Origin of the sequence: Pseudomonas sp. RtIB026 (assembly GCF_016861355.2) — a bacterium.
GTDB lineage: Bacteria > Pseudomonadota > Gammaproteobacteria > Pseudomonadales > Pseudomonadaceae > Aquipseudomonas > Aquipseudomonas peradeniyensis.
The window spans coordinates 1026657-1046286 of sequence record NZ_AP023348.2; the positions used below are offsets into that span (position 1 = coordinate 1026657).

At 65.5% G+C, this 19630-nt stretch carries 22 protein-coding genes; 9 read left to right on the top strand and 13 right to left on the bottom strand.

Annotated elements, in window-relative coordinates; genetic code table 11:
• Positions 1–44: 44 nt before the first annotated feature.
• The 3 genes from rsmD to PRtIB026_RS04695 are packed head-to-tail and all read right to left on the bottom strand — an operon-like array spanning position 45 to position 3500.
• On the bottom strand, positions 45–659 hold the full coding sequence (gene rsmD / locus PRtIB026_RS04685; RefSeq protein WP_203648556.1) for a 16S rRNA (guanine(966)-N(2))-methyltransferase RsmD: 615 nt from the start codon (positions 657–659) through the stop codon (positions 45–47).
• Entirely contained in the window at positions 659–2152 is a 1494-nt protein-coding gene (locus PRtIB026_RS04690) for a M16 family metallopeptidase (RefSeq protein WP_203648547.1), read from the bottom strand. Before PRtIB026_RS04690 ends, rsmD begins: the two co-directional genes overlap by 1 nt.
• Positions 2145–3500: a M16 family metallopeptidase gene (locus tag PRtIB026_RS04695; RefSeq protein ID WP_203648545.1), complete on the bottom strand. Its 1356-nt coding sequence runs from the start codon at positions 3498–3500 to the stop codon at positions 2145–2147. The genes PRtIB026_RS04690 and PRtIB026_RS04695 overlap by 8 nt, the downstream gene beginning before the upstream one ends.
• Before the next feature lie 234 nt (positions 3501–3734).
• Here PRtIB026_RS04695 and ftsY point away from each other — a divergent pair, with 234 nt between their 5' ends.
• The 4 genes from ftsY to rpoH all read left to right on the top strand — a co-directional run bounded on the left by ftsY (position 3735) and on the right by rpoH (position 8055).
• Positions 3735–5396, top strand: coding sequence for a signal recognition particle-docking protein FtsY (gene ftsY, locus PRtIB026_RS04700; protein WP_203648543.1), 1662 nt, complete (start codon positions 3735–3737; stop codon positions 5394–5396).
• Positions 5393–6064: a cell division ATP-binding protein FtsE gene (gene ftsE / locus PRtIB026_RS04705; protein WP_011531723.1), complete on the top strand. Its 672-nt coding sequence runs from the start codon at positions 5393–5395 to the stop codon at positions 6062–6064. Before ftsY ends, ftsE begins: the two co-directional genes overlap by 4 nt.
• Complete coding sequence (gene ftsX / locus PRtIB026_RS04710; protein ID WP_203648541.1) at positions 6061–7089, top strand: permease-like cell division protein FtsX; 1029 nt, start codon at positions 6061–6063, stop codon at positions 7087–7089. Before ftsE ends, ftsX begins: the two co-directional genes overlap by 4 nt.
• A 111-nt stretch (positions 7090–7200) precedes the next feature.
• A complete protein-coding gene (gene rpoH / locus PRtIB026_RS04715; protein WP_050707365.1) occupies positions 7201–8055 on the top strand; it encodes an RNA polymerase sigma factor RpoH in 855 nt (284 codons plus the stop codon).
• Positions 8056–8209: 154 nt separating this feature from the next.
• On the opposite strand, the gene mtgA is transcribed toward rpoH, so the two are convergent.
• Positions 8210–8920 (bottom strand): monofunctional biosynthetic peptidoglycan transglycosylase, encoded by a 711-nt coding sequence (gene mtgA, locus PRtIB026_RS04720; protein WP_203648539.1) that lies wholly within the window; start codon positions 8918–8920, stop codon positions 8210–8212.
• 64 nt (positions 8921–8984) lie between these two features.
• On the opposite strand from mtgA, the gene PRtIB026_RS04725 reads away from it, so the two are divergent.
• The 4 genes from PRtIB026_RS04725 to trmB all read left to right on the top strand — a co-directional run bounded on the left by PRtIB026_RS04725 (position 8985) and on the right by trmB (position 11269).
• Positions 8985–9356: a DUF423 domain-containing protein gene (locus PRtIB026_RS04725; protein WP_203648537.1), complete on the top strand. Its 372-nt coding sequence runs from the start codon at positions 8985–8987 to the stop codon at positions 9354–9356.
• Positions 9357–9458: 102 nt separating this feature from the next.
• Positions 9459–9659 carry a sulfur carrier protein ThiS gene (gene thiS / locus PRtIB026_RS04730; protein ID WP_203648535.1) on the top strand — a complete coding sequence of 67 codons (201 nt, stop codon included), beginning with the start codon at positions 9459–9461 and terminating at the stop codon, positions 9657–9659.
• Between the two features lie 65 nt (positions 9660–9724).
• On the top strand, positions 9725–10537 hold the full coding sequence (locus PRtIB026_RS04735; RefSeq protein ID WP_050707362.1) for a thiazole synthase: 813 nt from the start codon (positions 9725–9727) through the stop codon (positions 10535–10537).
• A gap of 9 nt (positions 10538–10546) precedes the next feature.
• On the top strand, positions 10547–11269 hold the full coding sequence (gene trmB / locus PRtIB026_RS04740) for a tRNA (guanosine(46)-N7)-methyltransferase TrmB (protein WP_110735367.1): 723 nt from the start codon (positions 10547–10549) through the stop codon (positions 11267–11269).
• Positions 11270–11901: 632 nt separating this feature from the next.
• Here trmB and PRtIB026_RS04745 read toward each other — a convergent pair.
• The 9 genes from PRtIB026_RS04745 to PRtIB026_RS04785 form a co-directional block, all read right to left on the bottom strand.
• The gene (locus PRtIB026_RS04745) at positions 11902–12228 is read right to left on the bottom strand and encodes a DUF3392 family protein (protein ID WP_011531731.1); all 327 of its coding nucleotides are present in this window, start codon (positions 12226–12228) and stop codon (positions 11902–11904) included.
• A 9-nt stretch (positions 12229–12237) separates the two neighbouring features.
• Complete coding sequence (gene hemW, locus PRtIB026_RS04750) at positions 12238–13416, bottom strand: radical SAM family heme chaperone HemW (RefSeq protein ID WP_203648533.1); 1179 nt, start codon at positions 13414–13416, stop codon at positions 12238–12240.
• Complete coding sequence (gene rdgB, locus PRtIB026_RS04755; protein ID WP_203648526.1) at positions 13413–14009, bottom strand: RdgB/HAM1 family non-canonical purine NTP pyrophosphatase; 597 nt, start codon at positions 14007–14009, stop codon at positions 13413–13415. Before rdgB ends, hemW begins: the two co-directional genes overlap by 4 nt.
• Entirely contained in the window at positions 14006–14440 is a 435-nt protein-coding gene (locus PRtIB026_RS04760; protein WP_203648518.1) for a DUF4426 domain-containing protein, read from the bottom strand. The genes rdgB and PRtIB026_RS04760 overlap by 4 nt, the downstream gene beginning before the upstream one ends.
• Before the next feature lie 25 nt (positions 14441–14465).
• Positions 14466–15086, bottom strand: coding sequence for a methionine biosynthesis protein MetW (gene metW / locus PRtIB026_RS04765; protein ID WP_011531735.1), 621 nt, complete (start codon positions 15084–15086; stop codon positions 14466–14468).
• A 7-nt stretch (positions 15087–15093) separates the two neighbouring features.
• Positions 15094–16233, bottom strand: a complete 1140-nt coding sequence (gene metX / locus PRtIB026_RS04770; RefSeq protein ID WP_203648516.1) for a homoserine O-succinyltransferase MetX — start codon at positions 16231–16233, stop codon at positions 15094–15096.
• Between the two features lie 88 nt (positions 16234–16321).
• Complete coding sequence (locus tag PRtIB026_RS04775; protein ID WP_203648514.1) at positions 16322–16912, bottom strand: YggT family protein; 591 nt, start codon at positions 16910–16912, stop codon at positions 16322–16324.
• Positions 16913–16922: 10 nt separating this feature from the next.
• Positions 16923–17741 carry a pyrroline-5-carboxylate reductase gene (proC, locus tag PRtIB026_RS04780; RefSeq protein ID WP_244670941.1) on the bottom strand — a complete coding sequence of 273 codons (819 nt, stop codon included), beginning with the start codon at positions 17739–17741 and terminating at the stop codon, positions 16923–16925.
• Positions 17742–17779: 38 nt separating this feature from the next.
• The gene (locus PRtIB026_RS04785) at positions 17780–18466 is read right to left on the bottom strand and encodes a YggS family pyridoxal phosphate-dependent enzyme (protein ID WP_203648512.1); all 687 of its coding nucleotides are present in this window, start codon (positions 18464–18466) and stop codon (positions 17780–17782) included.
• 65 nt (positions 18467–18531) lie between these two features.
• Here PRtIB026_RS04785 and PRtIB026_RS04790 point away from each other — a divergent pair, with 65 nt between their 5' ends.
• Positions 18532–19527 carry a type IV pilus twitching motility protein PilT gene (locus PRtIB026_RS04790; protein WP_203648510.1) on the top strand — a complete coding sequence of 332 codons (996 nt, stop codon included), beginning with the start codon at positions 18532–18534 and terminating at the stop codon, positions 19525–19527.
• The last annotated feature ends 103 nt before the right edge of the window (positions 19528–19630 follow it).

The following is a 19630-nucleotide window of genomic DNA, read 5'->3' on the forward strand; positions in this document are numbered from 1 at the left end:
TGTGCCTGCCTAGAGTGCCATGAAACACCGCCGCTGTACCTGCGCTATTGGTCTGTGCCCGCTCGTTGCCACAACGCGTAGTGCACCTGACCGGTCTTCTTCTCGCGGTGCAGGCGCCAGTTGCCTGGCATCGGCAGCGAAGAGGGCACGGCTTCGCTTTCGGTGTAGATCCACGCCTGCTCGCGCAGCCACTGGCCCTGCTCCAGCAGGTTGCAGGTGTTGGCCAGCAGCTCCTGGTGGAACGGCGGGTCGAGGAACACCACGTCGAACTGTTGCTTGGCCGGGCCTTGAAGGTAGCGCAGGGCGTCGGTCTGCAGGATCTGCCCGCGCGGGCAGCGCAGCAGCTCAAGGTTGTTCTTGAGATTGGCGATGGCCGTTGGGTTGCTGTCCAGCGCCACGGCGTTTTCGGCGCCGCGGGACAGCGCCTCGAGCACCAGCGCGCCGCTGCCGGTGAAGGCATCGAGCACCAGGGCGCCTTCGATATGTGGCGCCAGCCAGTTGAACAGGGTCTCGCGCACACGGTCAGGCGTCGGTCGCAGGCCTTCGCCTTCCGGCACGGCCAGGCGGCGGCTGCGCCACTCGCCAGCGATGATGCGCAGCTGGCCGGGGCCCTTGCTGGCGCCCGGTGCCGGGCGCGCTGGGGTGTTGGGTCTTGCCATTAGTGCTCCGGTACGCCGAGCGGTTGCTCGGCGGGTTTGTCAGTGGGGGCCGGCAGGGGCTGCTGGGCCACCTTCGGGCCGACGGTGACGATCACCAGCTTGTCCGCCGCCAGATGCTTGTTCATGGCGGCCTTGACCTGCTCGACGGTCAGCGCCTGGGATTGCTGCATGAAGTCTTCCAGCCAGCTCAGCGGCAGGTTGTAGAAGCCGATCGCGCCCAGTTGGCCGACGATGCTGGCATTGCTGGCGTTGGACAGCGGGAAGCTGCCGGCCAGTTCGCGCTTGGCATCGTCCAGCTCCTGCTGGGTCGGGCCGCTCTTGAGGTAGTCGGCAAGGATGTCCTGCACAAGCTTGAGCGTGCCCTCGCTGAGTTCGGCGCGGGTCTGCAGGTTGATCATGAACGGGCCGCGTACCTGCATCGGGCTGAACACCGAGTACACGCCGTAGGTCAGGCCGCGTTTTTCGCGGACTTCGCTCATCAGGCGGGTACCGAAGGCGCCGCCACCGAGGATCTGGTTGCCCAGCGACAGGGCCGGCCAGTCCGGATCGTTACGGTCGATGCCCAGCTCGGCCAGCATCAGGTGGGTCTGCTTGGACGGGAAATCGATGTGGGTCGCACCCGGCTTGGGCTCGACCGGTTGCTCGGGCTTGGCCAGGGCCGGGCCTTTTGGCAGCCCGGCGGAGACCTGGGCGGCAATGGCTTCGGCTTCGCCGCGGCTGAGGTCGCCGACCAGGGCGATCACCGCGTTACCGGCCGCGTAGGCCTTGGCGTGGAAGCCGCGCAGCTGTTCCAGGGTAATGCCCGGGATGGTTTCGGCGGTGCCGTCGCTGGGGCTGGCGTAAGGGTGTTTGCCGTAGAGGTTGGCGAACAGGGTCTTGCCGGCGATCTTGCCCGGGTTCTGCTTCTCGTACTCGAAACCGGCCAGCAGCTGGTTCTTGATGCGCTTGAGGGCATCCTCGGGGAAGGTCGGCTGGCCCACCACCTCGGTGAACAGCCTCAGCGCCGGCTCGCGCTTGTCGCTGGCGCTGAGGCTGCGCAGCGACGCCACGGCCATGTCGCGGTACGAACCGTTGCCGAAGTCGGCGCCCAGGCCTTCGAAGCCCTCGGCGATGGCGGTAACGTCCTTGCCGGCCACGCCTTCGTTGAGCATGGCGTTGGTCAGGGTGGCCAGGCCCGGGGTGCCGCCGTCCTGGCTGCTGCCGGCGGCGAAGGTCACGCGCAGGTCGAACATCGGCAGCTCGCGGGCCTCGACGAACAGCACGCGGGCGCCTTCGGCGGTGGTCCAGTCCTGGATGTTCAACTGACGCCGGCTGGGGGCCTTGCCGTCCAGTTCGGCCAGCGATTGCAGGGTGTTGGATGGGCGGGCCGCGGTGTCCGCCTTGCCTTGGCTGTCGGACTGGGCCGGGCGCGCCAACAGCACGGCGACGGCCACCACCAGCACGATGATCGCCAGGCCGAACAGGGTGTAGCGCGGTGCGCTGCGATCACTCATGAGCGGACTCCTCGGGCAGTACATGGGCAACGCTCAGGCGTTCGCGGGTGAAATAGGTGCGGGCGGCGGCCTGGATGTCCTCCGGGGTCACGCGCTTGAGGTCGTCGAGCTCGCTGTCTATCAGCTTCCACGACAGGCCGACGGTCTCCAGCTGGCCGATGGTGGTGGCCTGGCTGCTGATGGAGTCGCGGTCATAGACCAGGCCGGCGATCACCTGGGCGCGCACGCGTTCGAGTTCTTCCGCGGTCGGTGGCGTGGTCTTGAGTTCGTCGAGCAGCTGCCAGATGCCTTTCTCCACTTCGGCCAGGGTCTTGTGCTTCTGCACGTTGGGCGTGGCCGAGATCATGAACAGGCTGTCACCGCGGGTGAAGGCGTTGTAGCTGGACGAGGCGCCGGCCACCAGTTCCTGGCCGCGCTCCAGGCGCGCCGGCATGCGGGCGCTGTAGCCGCCGTCGAGCAGGGCCGAGATCAGGCGCAGGGCGTTGACGCTGCGCGGGTCCTTGGCCGTGGCCAGGGCCGGTACGTTGAAGCCGTAGACCAGGCTGGGCAGTTGCGTGCGCAGGTGCAGGGTGAGCTGGCGCAGGCCCGGCTCGGCCAGCTCCAGCGGCAACTTGCTTGGCGGCACGGCGCGCTTGGGGATGGGGCCGAAGTACTTCTGCGCGAGGGCTTTCACCTCGTCGGGCTTGACGTCGCCGACCACCACCAGGGTGGCATTGTTCGGTGCGTACCAGGACTCGTACCAGTGGCGCAGTTCCTCGACCTTCATGCGCTCGAGGTCGGCCATCCAGCCGATGGTCGGGGTGTGGTAGCCGCTGGCCGGGTAGGCCATGGCGCGGAACAGCTCGAAGGCCTTGGCGTTGGGCTGGTCGTCGGTGCGCAGGCGGCGTTCTTCCTTGATCACCTCGATTTCGCGGCTGAACTCGTCGGCCGGCAGGCGCAGGCTGGCCAGGCGGTCGGCCTCCAGCTCGAAGGCCACCGGCAGGCGGTCACGGGCCAGCACCTGATAGTAGGCGGTGTAGTCGTCGCTGGTGAAGGCGTTCTCCTCGGCACCGAGATCGCGCAGGATGCGCGAGGCCTCGCCGGGGCCGAGCTTGGCGCTGCCCTTGAACATCATGTGCTCCAGGGCGTGGGACAGGCCGGTCTGGCCCGGCGTCTCGTAGCTGGAGCCGACCTTGTACCAGATCTGCGAAACCACCACCGGCGCACGGTGGTCCTCGCGCACGACCACCTTCAGGCCGTTGTCGAGGATGAATTCGTGGGTGGGTTGCACATCGGCGGCGAAGGCCGCCAGCGGCAGGCACAACGTGCCGAGCAACAGGCCAGCGGCGCGGCGGGCTAGAGCATTCATACGGTGTTCAACCTGTTCGGCGGCCCGCTTGGGTTTAGCGTCGGCGGGCCAGGAGGTGCTAGGATACTGATCCGGTTGCCTGGCGACCATGCCTGTCGCCGTTCTGGCCCGCAGGCCCTTACGACAAAACGTTGCGCATGAACCCGCTGGCTTCACAGTAGTCTGTTCTGCGTGACCCAAGAATTCCCGATGCACCACTGCTGGCGCATCGCTACCCTGAGATAGCCGTCTTCCATGTTTGGTTCCAACGACGACAAAAAAGCGCCGGCCGCGGCTGGCGAGAAGAAAGGCCTGTTCAGCTGGTTCCGCAAGAAGCCGGAGCAACCTGTCGCCGAACAGCCGCAAGCCCCCCAACCGCCCGCTGAGGCGCCGGTGGTACAGCCGCCTCCCGCCGAGCAGCCCGCTCCGCTGGCCGAGGCACCCCAGCCTGCGCCGGTAAGCGCGCCGGCCGAGCCGGAGCCCGCCGCTGCGCCGCTGACCGCACCGGTGGTCGAAACACCTCAGCCTGTGCCGGTGGAAGTCCCGGTCGAGCCTGTCCAGACGGCCGAACCTGAGCCTGCCGCTGCGCCTCAGGCGCCGCAGCCCGCTGTAGTGCTCGAAGCACCCCAGTCTGTGCCGGCAGAAGTCCCGGCCGAGCCTGCCGCGGTGCCTCAGACGCCGCAGCCTCCTGTGGGAGCGGGCTTGCCCGCGAATGCGTCGGACCTGTCAACGGTTGTGCCCGAGCCAACACCGCCTGCGCCTGTAAGCAACCTGGTGCTGCCGGTCGCGGAAGAGCCGGTGGCGCTGGTGCCTGACCTGGAACCCAAGGTCCCGCCGGCTATCCCTGAGCGCCAGCCCCCTGAGGTGGTGGTGCCCGAGCCAGCACCGGTGGTGATTGCCCCTGTGGTCGAGCCTGAGCCAGAAGCGCCTGTCGCCCCCGCTCCGGCTGCCGTGGAACCCGCTCCAGTCGCAGCCGAACCCGCCAAAACAGGCTTCTTCGCCCGCCTCAAGCAGGGCCTGTCGAAGACCAGCGCCAGCATCGGCGAGGGCATGGCCAGCCTGTTCCTGGGCAAGAAGGTCATTGACGACGACCTGCTCGACGAGATCGAGACCCGCCTGCTGACCGCCGACGTCGGCGTCGAGGCCACCTCGACCATCGTCCAGAACCTGACGCAGAAGGTCGCCCGCAAACAGTTGGCCGACGCCGATGCCCTGTACAAGTCGCTGCAGGACGAACTGGCCGCTTTGCTGCGCCCGGTCGAGCAACCGCTGAAGATCGAGGCGCAGAACAAGCCCTATGTGATCCTGGTGGTCGGCGTGAACGGCGCCGGCAAGACCACCACCATCGGTAAGCTGGCCAAGAAGCTGCAGCTCGAAGGCAAGAAGGTCATGCTCGCCGCCGGCGACACCTTCCGCGCCGCGGCGGTGGAGCAGCTGCAGGTCTGGGGCGAGCGCAACCAGATCCCGGTGATCGCCCAGCACACCGGAGCCGACTCGGCCTCGGTGATCTTCGACGCCGTGCAGGCCGCCAAGGCCCGTGGCGTCGATGTGCTGATCGCCGACACCGCCGGCCGCCTGCACACCAAGGACAACCTGATGGAGGAGCTGAAGAAGGTCCGTCGGGTGATCGGCAAGCTCGACGCCGATGCGCCGCACGAGGTGCTGCTGGTGCTCGACGCCGGTACCGGGCAGAACGCCATCAGCCAGGCCAAGTACTTCAACCAGAGCGTCGAGCTGACCGGCCTGGCCCTGACCAAGCTGGACGGCACCGCCAAGGGCGGCGTCATCTTCGCCCTGGCCAAGCAGTTCAATATCCCGATCCGCTTCATCGGTGTGGGCGAGGGTATCGACGACCTGCGCACCTTCGAGGCCGAACCCTTCGTCAAGGCGCTGTTCGCCGAGCGGGAACCTTCATGATCCGATTCGAACAGGTAGCCAAGCGCTATCCCAACGGCCACGTCGGCCTGCACGAACTGAGCTTCCGGGCGCGTCGTGGCGAGTTCCTGTTCGTCACCGGCCACTCCGGCGCCGGCAAGAGCACCCTGCTGCGCCTGCTGCTGGCCATGGAGCGTCCGACCAGCGGCAAGCTGCTTTTGGCCGGGCAGGACCTGGGCCAGATCAGCAACGCGCAGATCCCGTTCCTGCGCCGTCAGATCGGCGTGGTGTTCCAGAACCACCAGCTGCTGTTCGACCGCACGGTGTTCAACAACATCGCCCTGCCGCTGCAGATCCTCGGGCTGTCCAAGGCCGAGATCGCCAAGCGCGTGGATTCGGCGCTGGAGCGCGTGTCGCTGAGCGACAAGGGCGAGCTGTTCCCGGCCGACCTGTCCACCGGCCAGCAGCAGCGCGTGGGCATTGCCCGCGCCATCGTCCACCAGCCGGCCCTGCTGCTGGCGGACGAGCCCACCGGTAACCTCGACCCGCGCCTGGCCGCCGAGATCATGGGCGTGTTCGAGGACATCAATCGCCTGGGTACCACGGTATTGATCGCCAGCCACGACCTGGCGCTGATCGCGCGCATGCGCCACCGCATGCTGACGCTGCAACGCGGCCGCTTGATCGGCGATGGGGAGGCCGGGCAATGAGCACCACACGTACACCAAAGGTTTCCGAGCGCGTGGCGCCGAAAGCCGCCGCCCCACAACCGACGAAGAAAAAGCGTGGCGATCACGACGACGATGGCCCGGACTTCAGCACCCTGCTGCACGCCTGGCTGGAAAGCCACCGCGCCAGCCTGGCCGACAGCCTGCGCCGACTGGGCAAGCAGCCGATCGGCAGTTTCTTCACCTGCCTGGTGATGGCCGTGGCGCTGAGCATGCCCATGGGCCTGTCGCTGTTGCTGAAGAACGTTGAGAAACTCGGCGGTTCCTGGCAGCGCGCGGCGCAGATCTCGCTGTACCTCAAGCTCGACGCCAGCAGCCGCGACGGCGAGGCGCTGCGTGACGAGATCAAGGGCATGCCCGGCGTCGCCGAGGCCCAGTACGTCAGCCGCGAGCAGGCACTGGAAGAGTTCCAGCAGCAGTCGGGCCTGGGTGAGGCGCTGCGCGAGTTGCCGGACAACCCGCTGCCGGGCGTGGTGGTGGTGACCCCGACCGAGGTCGACAAGCCCGCCCTGGAGGCCTTGCGTCAGCGCCTGTCCGAGTTGCCGCGGGTGGAAGCAGCGCAGCTGGACCTGGTGTGGGTCGAGCGCCTGGCGGCAATCCTCAAGCTGGGTGACCGGTTCGTCTTCGGCCTGGCGGTGATGCTGATTTCCGCGCTGTTGTTAGTAATCGGTAACACAATTCGTCTACATATCGAAAACCGCCGGGTCGAGATCGAAGTGATCAAGCTCGTCGGTGGCACCGACAGCTACGTGCGCCGGCCTTTCCTGTACATGGGCGCGCTGTACGGCCTGGGTGCGGGCGTGCTGGCCTGGGGCATCCTGGCGTTCGGCCTGAACTGGCTGAATGACGCGGTGGTCGGGCTATCCGGCCTGTATGGCAGTGATTTCGCCCTGGGTGGCGTACCGGCCTCTGATGGTCTTTCACTCTTGATCGGGGCGGTGCTGTTGGGGTATATCGGTGCATGGATCGCCGTTGCTCGTCACCTGAACGAGCTCGCGCCGCGATAAATGTTTCATGGCCAGTATTGACAAATTTTTCATCCTGGAACTTGTACAACGGTTCCTTGTCTATGCTGGCAGTGCCCACAAGGCACGAGTCTGTAAGCCGGAGGTACTTGAATGACCACATCGTTGCAACCTGCCTATGCCCTGGTTCCCGGTGCAAACCTGGAAGCCTACGTGCACACGGTCAACAGCATCCCCTTGCTGTCGCCGGAGCAGGAGCGTGATCTGGGCGAGCGTCTCTACTATGAGCAGGATCTCGAGGCCGCTCGTCAAATGGTGATGGCCCACCTGCGTTTCGTCGTACACATCGCCCGTAGCTACGCAGGCTACGGACTGGCCCAGGCCGACCTGATCCAGGAAGGCAACGTCGGCCTGATGAAGGCGGTAAAGCGTTTCAACCCGGAAATGGGCGTGCGTCTGGTGTCCTTCGCGGTGCACTGGATCAAGGCCGAGATCCACGAGTTCATCCTGCGCAACTGGCGCATCGTCAAGGTGGCCACCACCAAGGCCCAGCGCAAGCTGTTCTTCAACCTGCGCAGCCAGAAGAAGCGTCTGGCCTGGTTGAACAATGACGAAGTGCATCGCGTGGCCGAAAGCCTCGGCGTTGAGCCCCGTGAAGTGCGCGAGATGGAAAGCCGCCTGAGCGGCCAGGACATGGCCTTCGACCCGGCGGCCGAAGCTGACGACGACAGCGCCTTCCAGTCGCCCGCGCATTACCTGGAAGACCACCGCTACGACCCGGCCGTGCAACTGGAGGACGCCGATTGGAGCGACAACTCCACCAGCAACCTGCATGAGGCACTGCAGGGGTTGGATGATCGCAGTCGCGATATCCTCTATCAGCGCTGGTTGGCCGAGGAAAAGGCCACGCTGCATGAGCTGGCGGAAAAGTACAGCGTTTCGGCCGAGCGTATTCGCCAGCTGGAGAAGAACGCGATGAACAAGGTCAAGGCACTGATCGCGATCTGATCGACGCCTGGCTGGAGTGAAAAAGCCGCTGTTCTCGCAAGAGGCAGCGGCTTTTTCGTGTGTTGTGGCGCGTGGGCGCGGGCTTGCCCCGCGATGCAGATGTGGCGATGAATCGTCTATTGCGGGGCAAGCCCGCTCCCACGAAAGCCAGGCCTCAAAGCCTGCGCGAACTATCCAGCTGCATCAGGTAGCTCGGCCCGCCCAGCTGGCTCATTTGCCGGCGAATCCAGCCCGACCGGCTCGCCACATAGGCGCTTGGCCGGCTGGCACTCCACTTGATCGGACTCGGCAGCACCGCTGCGAGCTGTGCGGCCTGTTGTCGCGTCAGGCGGCTGGCGTCCACGCCGAAGTGGTAGCGTGCCGCGGCCTGGGCACCGAACACGCCCTTGCCCCATTCGGCGCTGTTCAGGTAGACCTCGAGAATCCGCTCCTTTGACCAGAACAGCTCGATCAGCGCGGTGAACCAGGCTTCCAGACCCTTGCGCAACCAGCTGCGCCCGGACCACAGGAACAGGTTCTTGGCCACCTGCTGGGTCAGGGTGCTGGCGCCACGCACCTTGCCGCCACGCTCGTTGTAGGCCAGCGCCGCCTGGATGGCTGGGATGTCGAAGCCCCAGTGGCTGGCGAACTTCTGGTCCTCGCCGGCGATGACCGCGACCTTGAGCTCGTCGGAGATGTCCGCCCAGGGCGTCCAGTCGCGTTGCAGGTCGATGGGCTCGCCGCTGAACCACGACTCTACCTTGCGCTCGACCATCAGCGCGGTGCCGGGCGGTGGAACCCAGCGCAGCACCAGGACCACGGCGGCACTGCCGGCGGCGAACCACAGCAGGGCGCGGGAAAGGTGGCGCAGGAGAGATGACAGCATGGTGATGGCTTGGCCGGACCGTTGGAACGGGCCATTATACAGACCCCTCCCGAGGAGTCGTCCCATGCTTCGCAGCTTCCTGATGCTCGCCGCGTTCTTCGGTTTTACCGGCGTTGCCCTCGGCGCCTTCGCCGCCCATGGCCTGAAGAGTCGTCTCAGCGCCGACTACCTGGCGATCTTCCATACCGGCGTGACCTACCAGCTGGTGCACGCCCTGGCGATCCTCGGTGTGGCGGTGCTGTCGGCGCACCTGCCGGGGCGCCTGGTCGGCTGGGCCGGCGGTCTGTTCGCCGTGGGTATCCTGCTGTTCTCCGGTAGCCTCTACGTACTGACCCTGAGCGGCCTGGGCAAGCTCGGCATGATCACCCCGCTGGGTGGCCTGTGCTTGCTCGCCGGTTGGTTGTGCCTGGGCCTGGCCGCCTGGCGCCTGGGCTGACCGAACGGTCCACAATCGCGACTAATGGCGTGCGTCGCCCTTGGGTTGAGGGGTGGATCGGCGCTAGAATGCGGGCCCCAAAGAACAATGGTGGCCGTGCGCATGCGCATTCAATTGAACGGTGAACCTTACGAACTGCCCGAGGGCGAGAGCGTCGCGGCGCTGCTGGGCCGGCTGGAGCTGGCCGGTCGCCGGGTGGCGGTGGAACTGAACCTGGATATCGTGCCGCGCAGCCAGCACGACAGTACGCGATTGAGCGAAGGCGACCAGGTCGAAGTGGTTCATGCCATTGGCGGTGGTTGAGCGCGTTCCGCCGATTCATCCGGCCGATTCATCCAAAGCCCCGTAACCTTTCCAGAGGAACATCGATGAGCAACGTTCGCAGCGACAAGCCTTTCGTCCTGGCCGGGCGCACTTTCCAGTCGCGCCTGCTGGTCGGCACCGGCAAGTACCGTGACATGGAGGAAACCCGCCTGGCCACCGAGGCCTCGGGTGCCGAAATCGTCACCGTGGCCGTGCGTCGCACCAACCTCGGCCAGAACGCGGGCGAGCCGAACCTGCTCGATGTGCTGTCGCCCGACAAGTACACCATCCTGCCGAACACCGCGGGCTGCTTCGATGCGGTCGAGGCGGTGCGTACCTGCCGCCTGGCCCGTGAGCTGCTCGACGGCCACAAGTCCCACGAGGAGCGGACGCTGGTGAAGCTGGAAGTGCTGGCCGACCAGAAGACCCTGTTCCCCAACGTGATCGAAACCCTCAAGGCCGCCGAAGTGCTGGTCAAGGACGGCTTCGATGTGATGGTCTACACCAGCGATGACCCGATCATCGCCCGCCAGCTGGCCGAAGCCGGCTGCATCGCCGTCATGCCGCTGGCCGGCCTGATCGGCACCGGCCTGGGTATCTGCAACCCCTACAACCTGCAGATCATCCTCGAGGAATCCAAGGTGCCGGTGCTGGTCGATGCCGGTGTGGGTACCGCCTCCGATGCTACCATCGCCATGGAGATGGGCTGCGAGGCGGTGCTGATGAACTCGGCCATTGCCCACGCCCAGCAGCCGGTAATGATGGCCGAGGCCATGAAGCACGCCATCCTTGCCGGCCGCATGGCGTATCTCGCCGGGCGCATGCCGAAGAAACTCTATGCCAGCGCGTCCTCGCCGCTGGAAGGTCTGATCAAGTAAGAGCCCCAGATGACTGAATCGCAAGAAACGCCGATCACCGAAGACGGCGAAGCCCGCCCGCACCGCCGCATCAAGAGCTTCGTGATGCGTGCCGGACGCATGACCGAAGGCCAGCAACGCGGCCTGGAGCAGGGCGGTCCGCTGTTCATCCTGCCGCTGACCGACAGCCCGGTAGACTACGATCAGGTGTTCGGCCGTTCGGCGCCGCGCACCCTGGAGATCGGCTTCGGCATGGGCCATTCGCTGCTGGAAATGGCCGCTGCCTCGCCCGAGCTGGACTTCATCGGTGTCGAAGTGCACCGTCCAGGTGTCGGCGCACTGCTCAACGGCGTGCTGACCCAGGGCCTGAAGAACCTGCGGGTTTACGATTGCGACGCCATCGAAGTGCTCAACCGCTGCGTGGCCGACAACAGCCTCGATCGCCTGATGCTGTTCTTCCCGGATCCGTGGCACAAGGCGCGTCATCACAAGCGCCGGATCGTTCAACTGGAGTTCGCCGAGCTGGTGCGCCGCAAGCTCAAGCCCGGTGGCGTATTCCATATGGCGACCGACTGGGAGCCCTATGCCGAGTACATGCTGGAAGTGATGAGCGCAGCGCCCGGCTATCGCAACCAGGCGGCTGATGGCGCCTACGTGCCGCGCCCGCAAGAGCGTCCGATCACCAAGTTCGAGCGCCGTGGTGAGCGCCTTGGGCATGGGGTGTGGGATCTGAAGTTCGAGAAGGTGGACTGAGCCAAGTTCGTTCGGAGCTGACCTTCAAACCTGCGAAATGGCAGGTACAAAAAAACCGCCTTTAGAAGGGCGGTTTTTTTATGCGGGCTTCGGGTTACGAATCCTCAACCTGCGTGTTTCAGTTTCACTGGAGACAGTTCACGGCTCAAATACTAGGGTTGCCTGGAGGTCGCGTCAATCGTGGAAATATCCAGCATTACGTGTGACTGGGCGAGTAACAGCTTCACCTTTTCAGAAAGCGTAAGATCACGCCGCTCTCATGTGATTCCTTCCAGTGTCGGGCCGGGAACGAATTCAATCCGTTGTCTCGGCCCCTTCGACGCGGCCCACGAACCGCGCCGGTGGAGTGTTCGAAGGGCCATCCACCTGGCCGCTTCACTGGAGATGGTTCACACGATTTCCGAAGGCGTCGAAGTGCCGGTCAGACGCTGGAAGATTGGCCCAGCCAACACGGAGGCCAAGGCATATGAAGCGTTTGCTGAATACGCTGAGCCGCGTCTGGAAGCTGATCCGGATCCTGATTGTTTTCAGGTCTGTCAGGGACTTCCTGCGCGATCACTTTGACGATGCCCGCTAAGGGTTAGTCGGGTGAGAAGCCGCCCTGGCTCGCCAGGGCGGCTTTTAGCAAGTACTCAGCCCCGCCGATCAGCTACGACCCCAATCAATACCAGCACCACCAGCAGTACCGGTGCCAGCGCATAGTTGTTGAACTGCCCCAGCCCCTTGACGATCCACGGCGTTGCATAGATCAGTGCCGCGCCGCTGCCGATCATCACCAGCAGCGCCATGAACGGCACCCGCAAGGCGCCGGCCAGGCCGCCCAGACGGCCTTCTACCCAGCCTTTGATATCGGTGCCGAACAGCACCAGCAGGCAGCCCACCAGGGCCAGCGAGATTTCCGAAAGGTTGCTGCGGCTCCAGCGGGAAACGGTCGAGAGCAGGTCAAGTACCAGGTCCATGGGTCATCCTTAATTCAAGAAGTACTGCAGCAGGTCGTTGAGGAACAGCTGGCCACGCGGTGTGGCTGCCAGCCGATCCGGTTCGACCCGCAAAAGGCCCTTTTGTTCGGCTTCTCGGCGGGCTTCGGCCAGTTGTGCCAGGGGCAGACCGGTGCGCAGGCTGAACAGTTCGGCCTCCACGCCGTCGGTGAGGCGTAGCGCGTTCATCAGGAACTCGAAGGGTAGCTCATCGGCCGGCAGCAGCTTCTCGCCGGCCTTGAACGGCTTGGACGGGTTCAGGTAGTCCTTGGGCAGGCGGGTCTTCCAGGTGCGCAGGATGCGCCCGTCGGGGAACGACAGTTTGCCGTGGGCACCGGCACCGATGCCGATGAAGTCGCCGAAGCGCCAGTAGTTCAGGTTGTGCCGCGCGGCACGACCGGCCTGGGCGTAGGCCGAGACTTCGTACTGGCGGTAACCGTGCTCGGCCATCAGCGCCTGGCCGGCTTCCTGGATATCCCAGAGGATGTCGTCCTCGGGCAGCTCAGGCGGCTGGTTCCAGAACACCGTGTTCGGCTCTACCGTCAGCTGGTACCAGGACAGGTGCGTCGGCGCCAGTTCGACGGCCTGACGCAGGTCGCCCAGGGCGTCGTCGAGCGACTGGTCCGGCAGGCCGTGCATCAGGTCCATGTTGAAGTTGTCGAAGCCTGCCGCCCGGGCCATGTCGGCGGCACGCACCGCTTCGGCACCATTGTGGATGCGCCCGAGCTTCTCGAGCTTGGCGGGCTGGAAACTCTGCACGCCGATGGACAGGCGGTTGATGCCGGTCTGCCGGTAGGCCTTGAACTTCTCCTGCTCGAAGGTGCCCGGGTTGGCCTCGAGGGTGATCTCGATGTCCGGGGCGAACGGGATGCGTTGCTCGACTCCGCGCAGCAGGCGACCCAGTGCATCGGCGCTGAACAGACTGGGGGTGCCGCCGCCGAAGAAGATCGTGCTGATGGAGCGGCCCTGGACGGCAGGCAGTTCCTGGTCAAGGTCGGCCAGCAGGGCATCGATGTATTCGGCTTCAGGCAGCTTCGGGCCGGCCTGGTGCGAGTTGAAGTCGCAGTACGGGCATTTGCGCACGCACCAGGGAATATGGATGTATAGCGACAGCGGCGGGAGTTCGGGAAGGATCAGGCCCGCCGGTTGCACGAACAGCTTTTCGGTCATGCCAGGCCCAGACGTTGACGCAGCAGGGCCATGGCGCGAGCGCGGTGGCTGAGCTGGTTCTTGTCGACCGGGGCGAGGTCGGCGCTGGAGCACTGGCGCTCCGGGACCCAGAACAGCGGGTCGTAGCCGAAGCCGTGCTCACCGCTGGCCTCGAACAGGATGCTGCCGTGCCACAGGCCTTCGCAGAGGATCGGCAGCGGATCGTCGGCATGCCGCACCAAGGCCAGGACGCAGACGAACTGTGCGCCGCGCTGGTCTTCAGGCACGTCCTGGAGCGCTTCGAGCAGCTTGGCGTTGTTCGCCGCGTCGCCCTTGCCGTCGGCGTAGCGCGCCGAGTAGATGCCCGGCGCGCCGCCGAGGAAGTCCACTGCCAGGCCCGAATCGTCGGCCAGGGCCGGCAGGCCGGAGATGCGTGCGGCGTTGCGCGCCTTGAGGATGGCGTTCTCGACGAACGACAGGCCGGTCTCTTCCGGCTCCACCTGGCTGAATTCGCCGATCGAGCGCAGGTGCACGGATTCGCCGAGCATGGCCTGCAGTTCCTTGAGCTTGCCGGCGTTGTGGCTGGCCAATACGAGTTGCGTAAGATTCATCATTCGCCTGGGAACACTTCCTGGTTGAAGCTGAGTTTATGACTGACGCCGCCGGTTTCGACGTTGATATCGAAAGTGACGGTCTCGGCCTGGTCGATCTTGAACTGGGCGATGTAGTAGACCGCGCCCTGGTCGGTGATCTGCTTGAACGACAGCGGGTTGCTGCGCCCGGTCAGGTCCTTCACCGTACCGCTGACCACCGCCGTTGCAGGCTTCTCGGCCTTGAGCACGGCGATGTTGAGCACGCCCTGGTTCTTGCTGCGGGTCAGGCCCGTGGCGGCGGCGATTTCCGGTTGCAGCATGCTCGAGGTGAAGGCGCTGTAGTGGACCGTCACATCGCCGAACACTTCCTTGCGGTCAGGCCTGGCGGCATCGGCAGCCAGTACCGGCAAGGCCAGGCACAGGCTGATCAGAAACAGTGCTAGTCGACGCATGATCCCATTCCTCCGTTCGCGAGGGTCAGACCGCGAGCTGATGCTCCTGCAGGCCCGGGCTGCTGACCCGATAGATACCGATCTCACCTAGAAGATTAGGCCAAAGCCGCCCACCCAACCCGTTACGGTGCAGACGGTCGACGGCCAGGCGGTCGAGGACCTTGGCGTGGCGCTCATGGCACAGGTTCTCGAAGTCCTCGAAGGTGCAGAAGTGGATGTTCGGGGTGTTGTACCAGGTATACGGCATGAAGTCCGAAACCGGCATGCGACCCTTGGTCGCCAGGTACCAGCGGCAGCGCCAGTGGCCGAAATTGGGGAAGGTGATGATGCACTGGCGGCCCACCCGCAGCATCTCGTCGAGGATCCGGTCGGGGTATTCCACGGCCTGCAGGGCCTGGGTCATGACCACCACGTCGAAACTGTTGCTGGCGAAGTTGCCCAGGCCCTTGTCCAGGTCCTGTTCGATGACGTTGACGCCCTTGGCCACGCAGGCGGCGATGTTGTCGGCGTCGATCTCCAGGCCATAGCCGGTGACATTCTTGCGCTCGCGCAAGGAGGCCAGCAGTTCGCCGTTGCCGCAGCCCAGGTCGAGGACCCGGCTGCCGGCGGGGATCCAGTCTTGGATGATTTCCAGGTCGGCTCTCATGCGGTCCTCAGAGGGCGATGCGGTTCATGTAGTTCGCGAAGCCCTGCATGTAGCGGGGCGTCGGGATGAGGAAGGCGTCGTGGCCGTAGGGCGAGTCGATGTCCAGGTAGCAGACGTTCTTGCGCGCGGCCATCAGGGCGTCGACGATCTCCCGCGAGCGGGCCGGCGAGAAGCGCCAGTCGGTGGTGAACGACATGATGCAATAGTCCGCCGTGACATGGGCCAGGGTTGCCGCCAGGTCGCCGCCATGGGCCGCGGCCGGGTCGAAGTAGTCCAGTGCCTTGGTCATCAGCAGGTAGGTGTTGGCGTCGAAACGCCCGGAGAACTCCTCGCCCTGGTAGCGCAGGTAGCTCTCGACCTGGAACTCGACGCTGTGGAAGTCGTAGTTGAGCTTGTCGCTCTTGAGCTCGCGGCCGAATTTCTCGCCCATCGAGTCGTCGGACAGGTAGGTGATGTGGCCGACCATGCGCGCCAGCATCAGGCCGCGCTTGGGGATCACGCCCTGGTCCTGGAACGAGCCGCCGTGGAACTCGGGGTCGGTGAGGATGGCCTGGCGCGCCACTTCGTTGAAGGCGATGTTCTGCGCCGACAGCTTGGGCGCCGAGGCGATGTCCACGCAGTGGCGCACGCGGTCCGGGTAGGTGATGGTCCACTGCAATGCCTGCATGCCGCCGAGGCTGCCGCCGACGATGGCGGCCCAGGTCTGTACACCTAAGTGGTCGGCCAGGCGCGCCTGGCTGTGCACCCAGTCCTCCACGGTCAGCACCGGGAAGTCGGCGCCGTAGGGCTTACCGGTGGCCGGGTTGAGGCTGCCGGGGCCGGTGCTGCCGTTGCAGCCACCCAGGTTGTTCAGGCTGACCACGAAGAAGCGGTTGGTGTCGATCGGCTTGCCGGGGCCGATGCAGCTGTCCCACCAGCCCGGCTTGCGGTCGGTGGCGGCATGGTAGCCGGCGGCATGGTGATGGCCGGACAACGCATGGCAGATCAGCACGGCATTGCTGGCAGTGCTGTTGAGGGTGCCATAGGTTTCGTAGATGAGCTCGTACGAGGCCAGGGAGCGGCCACAAGCCAGGGCCAGCGGTTCATCGAATCGGGCAATCTGCGGTGTTACCAGACCGACGGAATCTTCGGGAAGGACAGTGGACATCGACCCTGCTCACGCTTGACGGAGGCGTAAGTCTAAAGAGCGCTACCCCCAGCGGCAAGCAAAGGCTTGCCGCTGGGTGCGGTGCGGGTCAGATCATCCGCCACAGCTCTTGCGGCATGCCGGCGTAGGCCGCCAGCTGGGGCATCAGGAACGACTGGATCACCTGGATGGCGATGAAGGCGAAGATCGGCGAAATGTCCATGCCGCCGAGGTTCGGCACCAGGCGGCGGAACGGCGCCAGCACCGGCTCGCTGATCTGGTAGGCCAGTTCGGCGGCGGGGTTGTGGCTGTTCGGCGCGACCCACGAGACGATGACCATGACGATCATCGCCACCCAGAAGATCTTCAGGAACAGCGAGGTGATGCCCAGGATCGACCACATCACCAGGTGCAGGATGTCGCCGAAGGTGCCGTAGGTGACCATCAGCACGAAGGCCATCAGCAGTGCCTGGATCAGGATCGACAGCAGCAGCGAGGAGGTATCCAGGCCGGCGATGCTGGGGACCACCCGGCGCAGCGGCTTGAGCAGCGGCTGGGTGGCGCGCACGGCGAACTGGCTCAGCGGGTTGTAGAAGTCGGCCTTGACCAGCTGCAGCACGAAGCGCAGCAGGACGATCACCAGGTACAGGCTGACCAGGGTTTGCACCACGAAGATCGCGGCGCCGGACAATGCATTCATCAATGGCTCCTTATTTGCCCAGTTGTTCGGCCAGTTCGGCGGAACGTTTCGCCGCGGCCTGAAGTGCCTGCTCGACGATTGCCTCGAAACCGCTGGCCTGGAACGACTTGATCGCCGCTTCCGTGGTGCCGGCCGGCGAGGTCACGCGGCGGCGCAATTCGGCGGCGTCGACATCGCTGGCAACCGCCATGCGCGCGGCGCCCAGGGCGGTCTGCAGGGTGAGTTGCGAGGCGGTTTCACGCGGCAGGCCGAGTTTCTCGCCGGCGGCGGTCATGGCTTCGATCAGCAGGAAGAAATAGGCCGGGCCGCTGCCGGAGACGGCGGTGACGGCATCCAGCTGTTGTTCTTCGTCCAGCCACAAGGCGGTGCCGACCGCCGACAGCAGCTGTTCGGCCTGCTGGCGCTGCTCGGCGGACACTTCCCCGGTGGCATACAGGCCGCTGACGCCCTGGCGCAGCAGCGCCGGGGTGTTGGGCATGCAGCGCACCACCGGGATCGCGCCCAGCCAGGCCTGCAGGCTGGCACAGGTGATGCCGGCGGCAATGGAAACCACCAGCTGGCCGGGCTTGAGGTTCGGCTTCAGTGTTTCGCAGACCGCCTTCATGACCTGCGGCTTGACCGCCAGCACGATCACGTCCACGCCCTCGATGGCCTGGGCGTTGTTTTCGAAGGCATCAATGCCGTGCTCGGCCTGGATCCGCGCACGGGTTTCGGCACCCGGGTCGCTGGCGCGGATCTGCGCGGCGTCCAGGCCCTGGGCACGCAGGCCGCCGATCAGGCTGGCGGCCATGTTGCCGGCACCGATAAAGGCAATACGAGTCTTGCTCATGTCAGGTCCTTGAAGGAAAGAGTGAGTTAAGCATGGATTCAGGGCTGTCCGTAGTCGCGGGCGCCGAACAGGGCGGTGCCGATGCGGACCCAGGTCGCACCTTGGGCGATGGCGGCTTCCAGGTCGTGGCTCATGCCCATCGACAGGGTGTCCAGGCCGAGGCCCAGCTGCTCCTGGAGCTGGCGCAGGATGGCAAAGGCGGCCTCCTGCTCGGCGCGGTCCTCGGTCGGCTCCGGAATCGCCATCAGGCCGCGCAGGCGCAGGCCGGGCAGGGCGTTCACCGCCTGGGCCAGGGCCGGCAGCTCGGCGGGCATGCAGCCGGACTTGCTGTCCTCGCCGCTGACGTTGACCTGCAGGCAGACGTTCAGCGGCGCCAGGCCGGCAGGGCGTTGTTCGGAGAGGCGTTGGGCGATCTTCAGGCGGTCCACGGAATGTACCCAGTCGAAATGCTCGGCGATGGCCTTGGTCTTGTTCGACTGGATGGGGCCGATGAAGTGCCAGATCAAGGGCAGGTCGGAAAGCGCCTGTTGTTTTGTCAGGGCTTCCTGAAGGTAGTTTTCGCCCACATCGCGCAGCCCGGCCGCAAAGGCCTCGCGGATGGCGCTGGCGGGCTTGGTCTTGCTCACCGCCAGCAGCTGGATGCTGGCCGGGTCGCGTCCGGCGGCCCTGGCCGCGCTGTCGATGCGGGTGGCAATGGCGCCAATGTTGTCTGCTAGGGTGGACATGGTTCGTCGCCGACGGCTTTGGGGTCAGCGGCATTCTACCTGCTTGATCGCCGTTGGGGAGTCTCATGGATGTGACCGACCTGTTGGGCCGGGCCCTGGCTGCCGGTGCCAGCGACCTGCATCTGGCTGCTGGCGAGCAGCCGCTGCTGCGTGTGGATGGGGTGTTGCAGCGCCTGGACCTTGCGCTGCTGACGACAGGGGCGCTGGAAAACGGGATGGCGGGTCTGCTTGATAGCGAGCAGCGGCGGCAGTGGGCGGCCGGGGATGAGCTGGACCTGGCGGTGAGCCTGGATGGACTGGGGCGTTTTCGGCTGAACCTGTTCCGCCAGCGCAATGGTCCGAGTGCCAGCGTACGTTTGGTCCCCGCGAGCGTGCCCTGTCTGGAGGCACTTGATCTGGTGCATGTGTTTCAAATCATCTCCCGGTACCGGGATGGCCTGGTCCTGGTCGGTGGTGCCACCGGCAGCGGCAAGTCGAGCACCCTCGCGGCGCTGATCGATCGGCTCAACCGCGAATACGCATTGCATATCGTCACGCTCGAGGACCCGATCGAGTTCATCCACGGCAGTCAGCGCAGCCTGGTCAACCAGCGAGAGATCGGCCTGCATAGCCGTGACTTTGCCCAGGCCCTGCGCAGTGCCCTGCGTCAGGACCCGGACGTGATCATGATCGGCGAGCTGCGCGATCTGCACAGCATTCGCCTGGCGTTGCGCGCCGCGGAGACCGGGCACCTGGTGCTGGCCACCGTGCATACGCGATCGGCGGTGAACAGCATCGACCGGCTGGTGGAGGTGTTCGCGCCGGAGGAAAAGCCGCTGGTGCGCAGCATGCTGGCTGACGCCCTGCAGCTGGTGGTCGCGCAGGTGCTGGTGCGGCGATCAGGCGGTGGGCGGGTCGCGGCGCGGGAGGTGCTGGTGGCGACGCCAGCGGTGCGCAACCTGATACGTGAGGGGCGCCTGGCGCAGATCCATTCGCTGATGCAGGCTGGTGCGGCGGCGGGGATGTGCACGATGGAGGGGGCGCTGCAGGCGCTGGAGGCGCGGGGTTTGATAGTGGGTTAGGAACGTCCACAGAGACTGAAAGTGCACCGCAGTCCCTGTGGGAGCGGCTTTAGCCGCGAACACCGGCAGAGCCGGTGCCATCCTCCGCGTCGCTTGTTTCGCG

Coding starts and splice junctions, on each gene's coding strand:
- rsmD (WP_203648556.1), bottom strand. CDS start 659: ATGGCAAGACCCAACACCCCAGCGCGCCCGGCACCGGGCGCCAGCAAG.
- PRtIB026_RS04690 (WP_203648547.1), bottom strand. CDS start 2,152: ATGAGTGATCGCAGCGCACCGCGCTACACCCTGTTCGGCCTGGCGATC.
- PRtIB026_RS04695 (WP_203648545.1), bottom strand. CDS start 3,500: ATGAATGCTCTAGCCCGCCGCGCCGCTGGCCTGTTGCTCGGCACGTTG.
- ftsY (WP_203648543.1), top strand. CDS start 3,735: ATGTTTGGTTCCAACGACGACAAAAAAGCGCCGGCCGCGGCTGGCGAG.
- ftsE (WP_011531723.1), top strand. CDS start 5,393: ATGATCCGATTCGAACAGGTAGCCAAGCGCTATCCCAACGGCCACGTC.
- ftsX (WP_203648541.1), top strand. CDS start 6,061: ATGAGCACCACACGTACACCAAAGGTTTCCGAGCGCGTGGCGCCGAAA.
- rpoH (WP_050707365.1), top strand. CDS start 7,201: ATGACCACATCGTTGCAACCTGCCTATGCCCTGGTTCCCGGTGCAAAC.
- mtgA (WP_203648539.1), bottom strand. CDS start 8,920: ATGCTGTCATCTCTCCTGCGCCACCTTTCCCGCGCCCTGCTGTGGTTC.
- PRtIB026_RS04725 (WP_203648537.1), top strand. CDS start 8,985: ATGCTTCGCAGCTTCCTGATGCTCGCCGCGTTCTTCGGTTTTACCGGC.
- thiS (WP_203648535.1), top strand. CDS start 9,459: ATGCGCATTCAATTGAACGGTGAACCTTACGAACTGCCCGAGGGCGAG.
- PRtIB026_RS04735 (WP_050707362.1), top strand. CDS start 9,725: ATGAGCAACGTTCGCAGCGACAAGCCTTTCGTCCTGGCCGGGCGCACT.
- trmB (WP_110735367.1), top strand. CDS start 10,547: ATGACTGAATCGCAAGAAACGCCGATCACCGAAGACGGCGAAGCCCGC.
- PRtIB026_RS04745 (WP_011531731.1), bottom strand. CDS start 12,228: ATGGACCTGGTACTTGACCTGCTCTCGACCGTTTCCCGCTGGAGCCGC.
- hemW (WP_203648533.1), bottom strand. CDS start 13,416: ATGACCGAAAAGCTGTTCGTGCAACCGGCGGGCCTGATCCTTCCCGAA.
- rdgB (WP_203648526.1), bottom strand. CDS start 14,009: ATGATGAATCTTACGCAACTCGTATTGGCCAGCCACAACGCCGGCAAG.
- PRtIB026_RS04760 (WP_203648518.1), bottom strand. CDS start 14,440: ATGCGTCGACTAGCACTGTTTCTGATCAGCCTGTGCCTGGCCTTGCCG.
- metW (WP_011531735.1), bottom strand. CDS start 15,086: ATGAGAGCCGACCTGGAAATCATCCAAGACTGGATCCCCGCCGGCAGC.
- metX (WP_203648516.1), bottom strand. CDS start 16,233: ATGTCCACTGTCCTTCCCGAAGATTCCGTCGGTCTGGTAACACCGCAG.
- PRtIB026_RS04775 (WP_203648514.1), bottom strand. CDS start 16,912: ATGAATGCATTGTCCGGCGCCGCGATCTTCGTGGTGCAAACCCTGGTC.
- proC (WP_244670941.1), bottom strand. CDS start 17,741: ATGAGCAAGACTCGTATTGCCTTTATCGGTGCCGGCAACATGGCCGCC.
- PRtIB026_RS04785 (WP_203648512.1), bottom strand. CDS start 18,466: ATGTCCACCCTAGCAGACAACATTGGCGCCATTGCCACCCGCATCGAC.
- PRtIB026_RS04790 (WP_203648510.1), top strand. CDS start 18,532: ATGGATGTGACCGACCTGTTGGGCCGGGCCCTGGCTGCCGGTGCCAGC.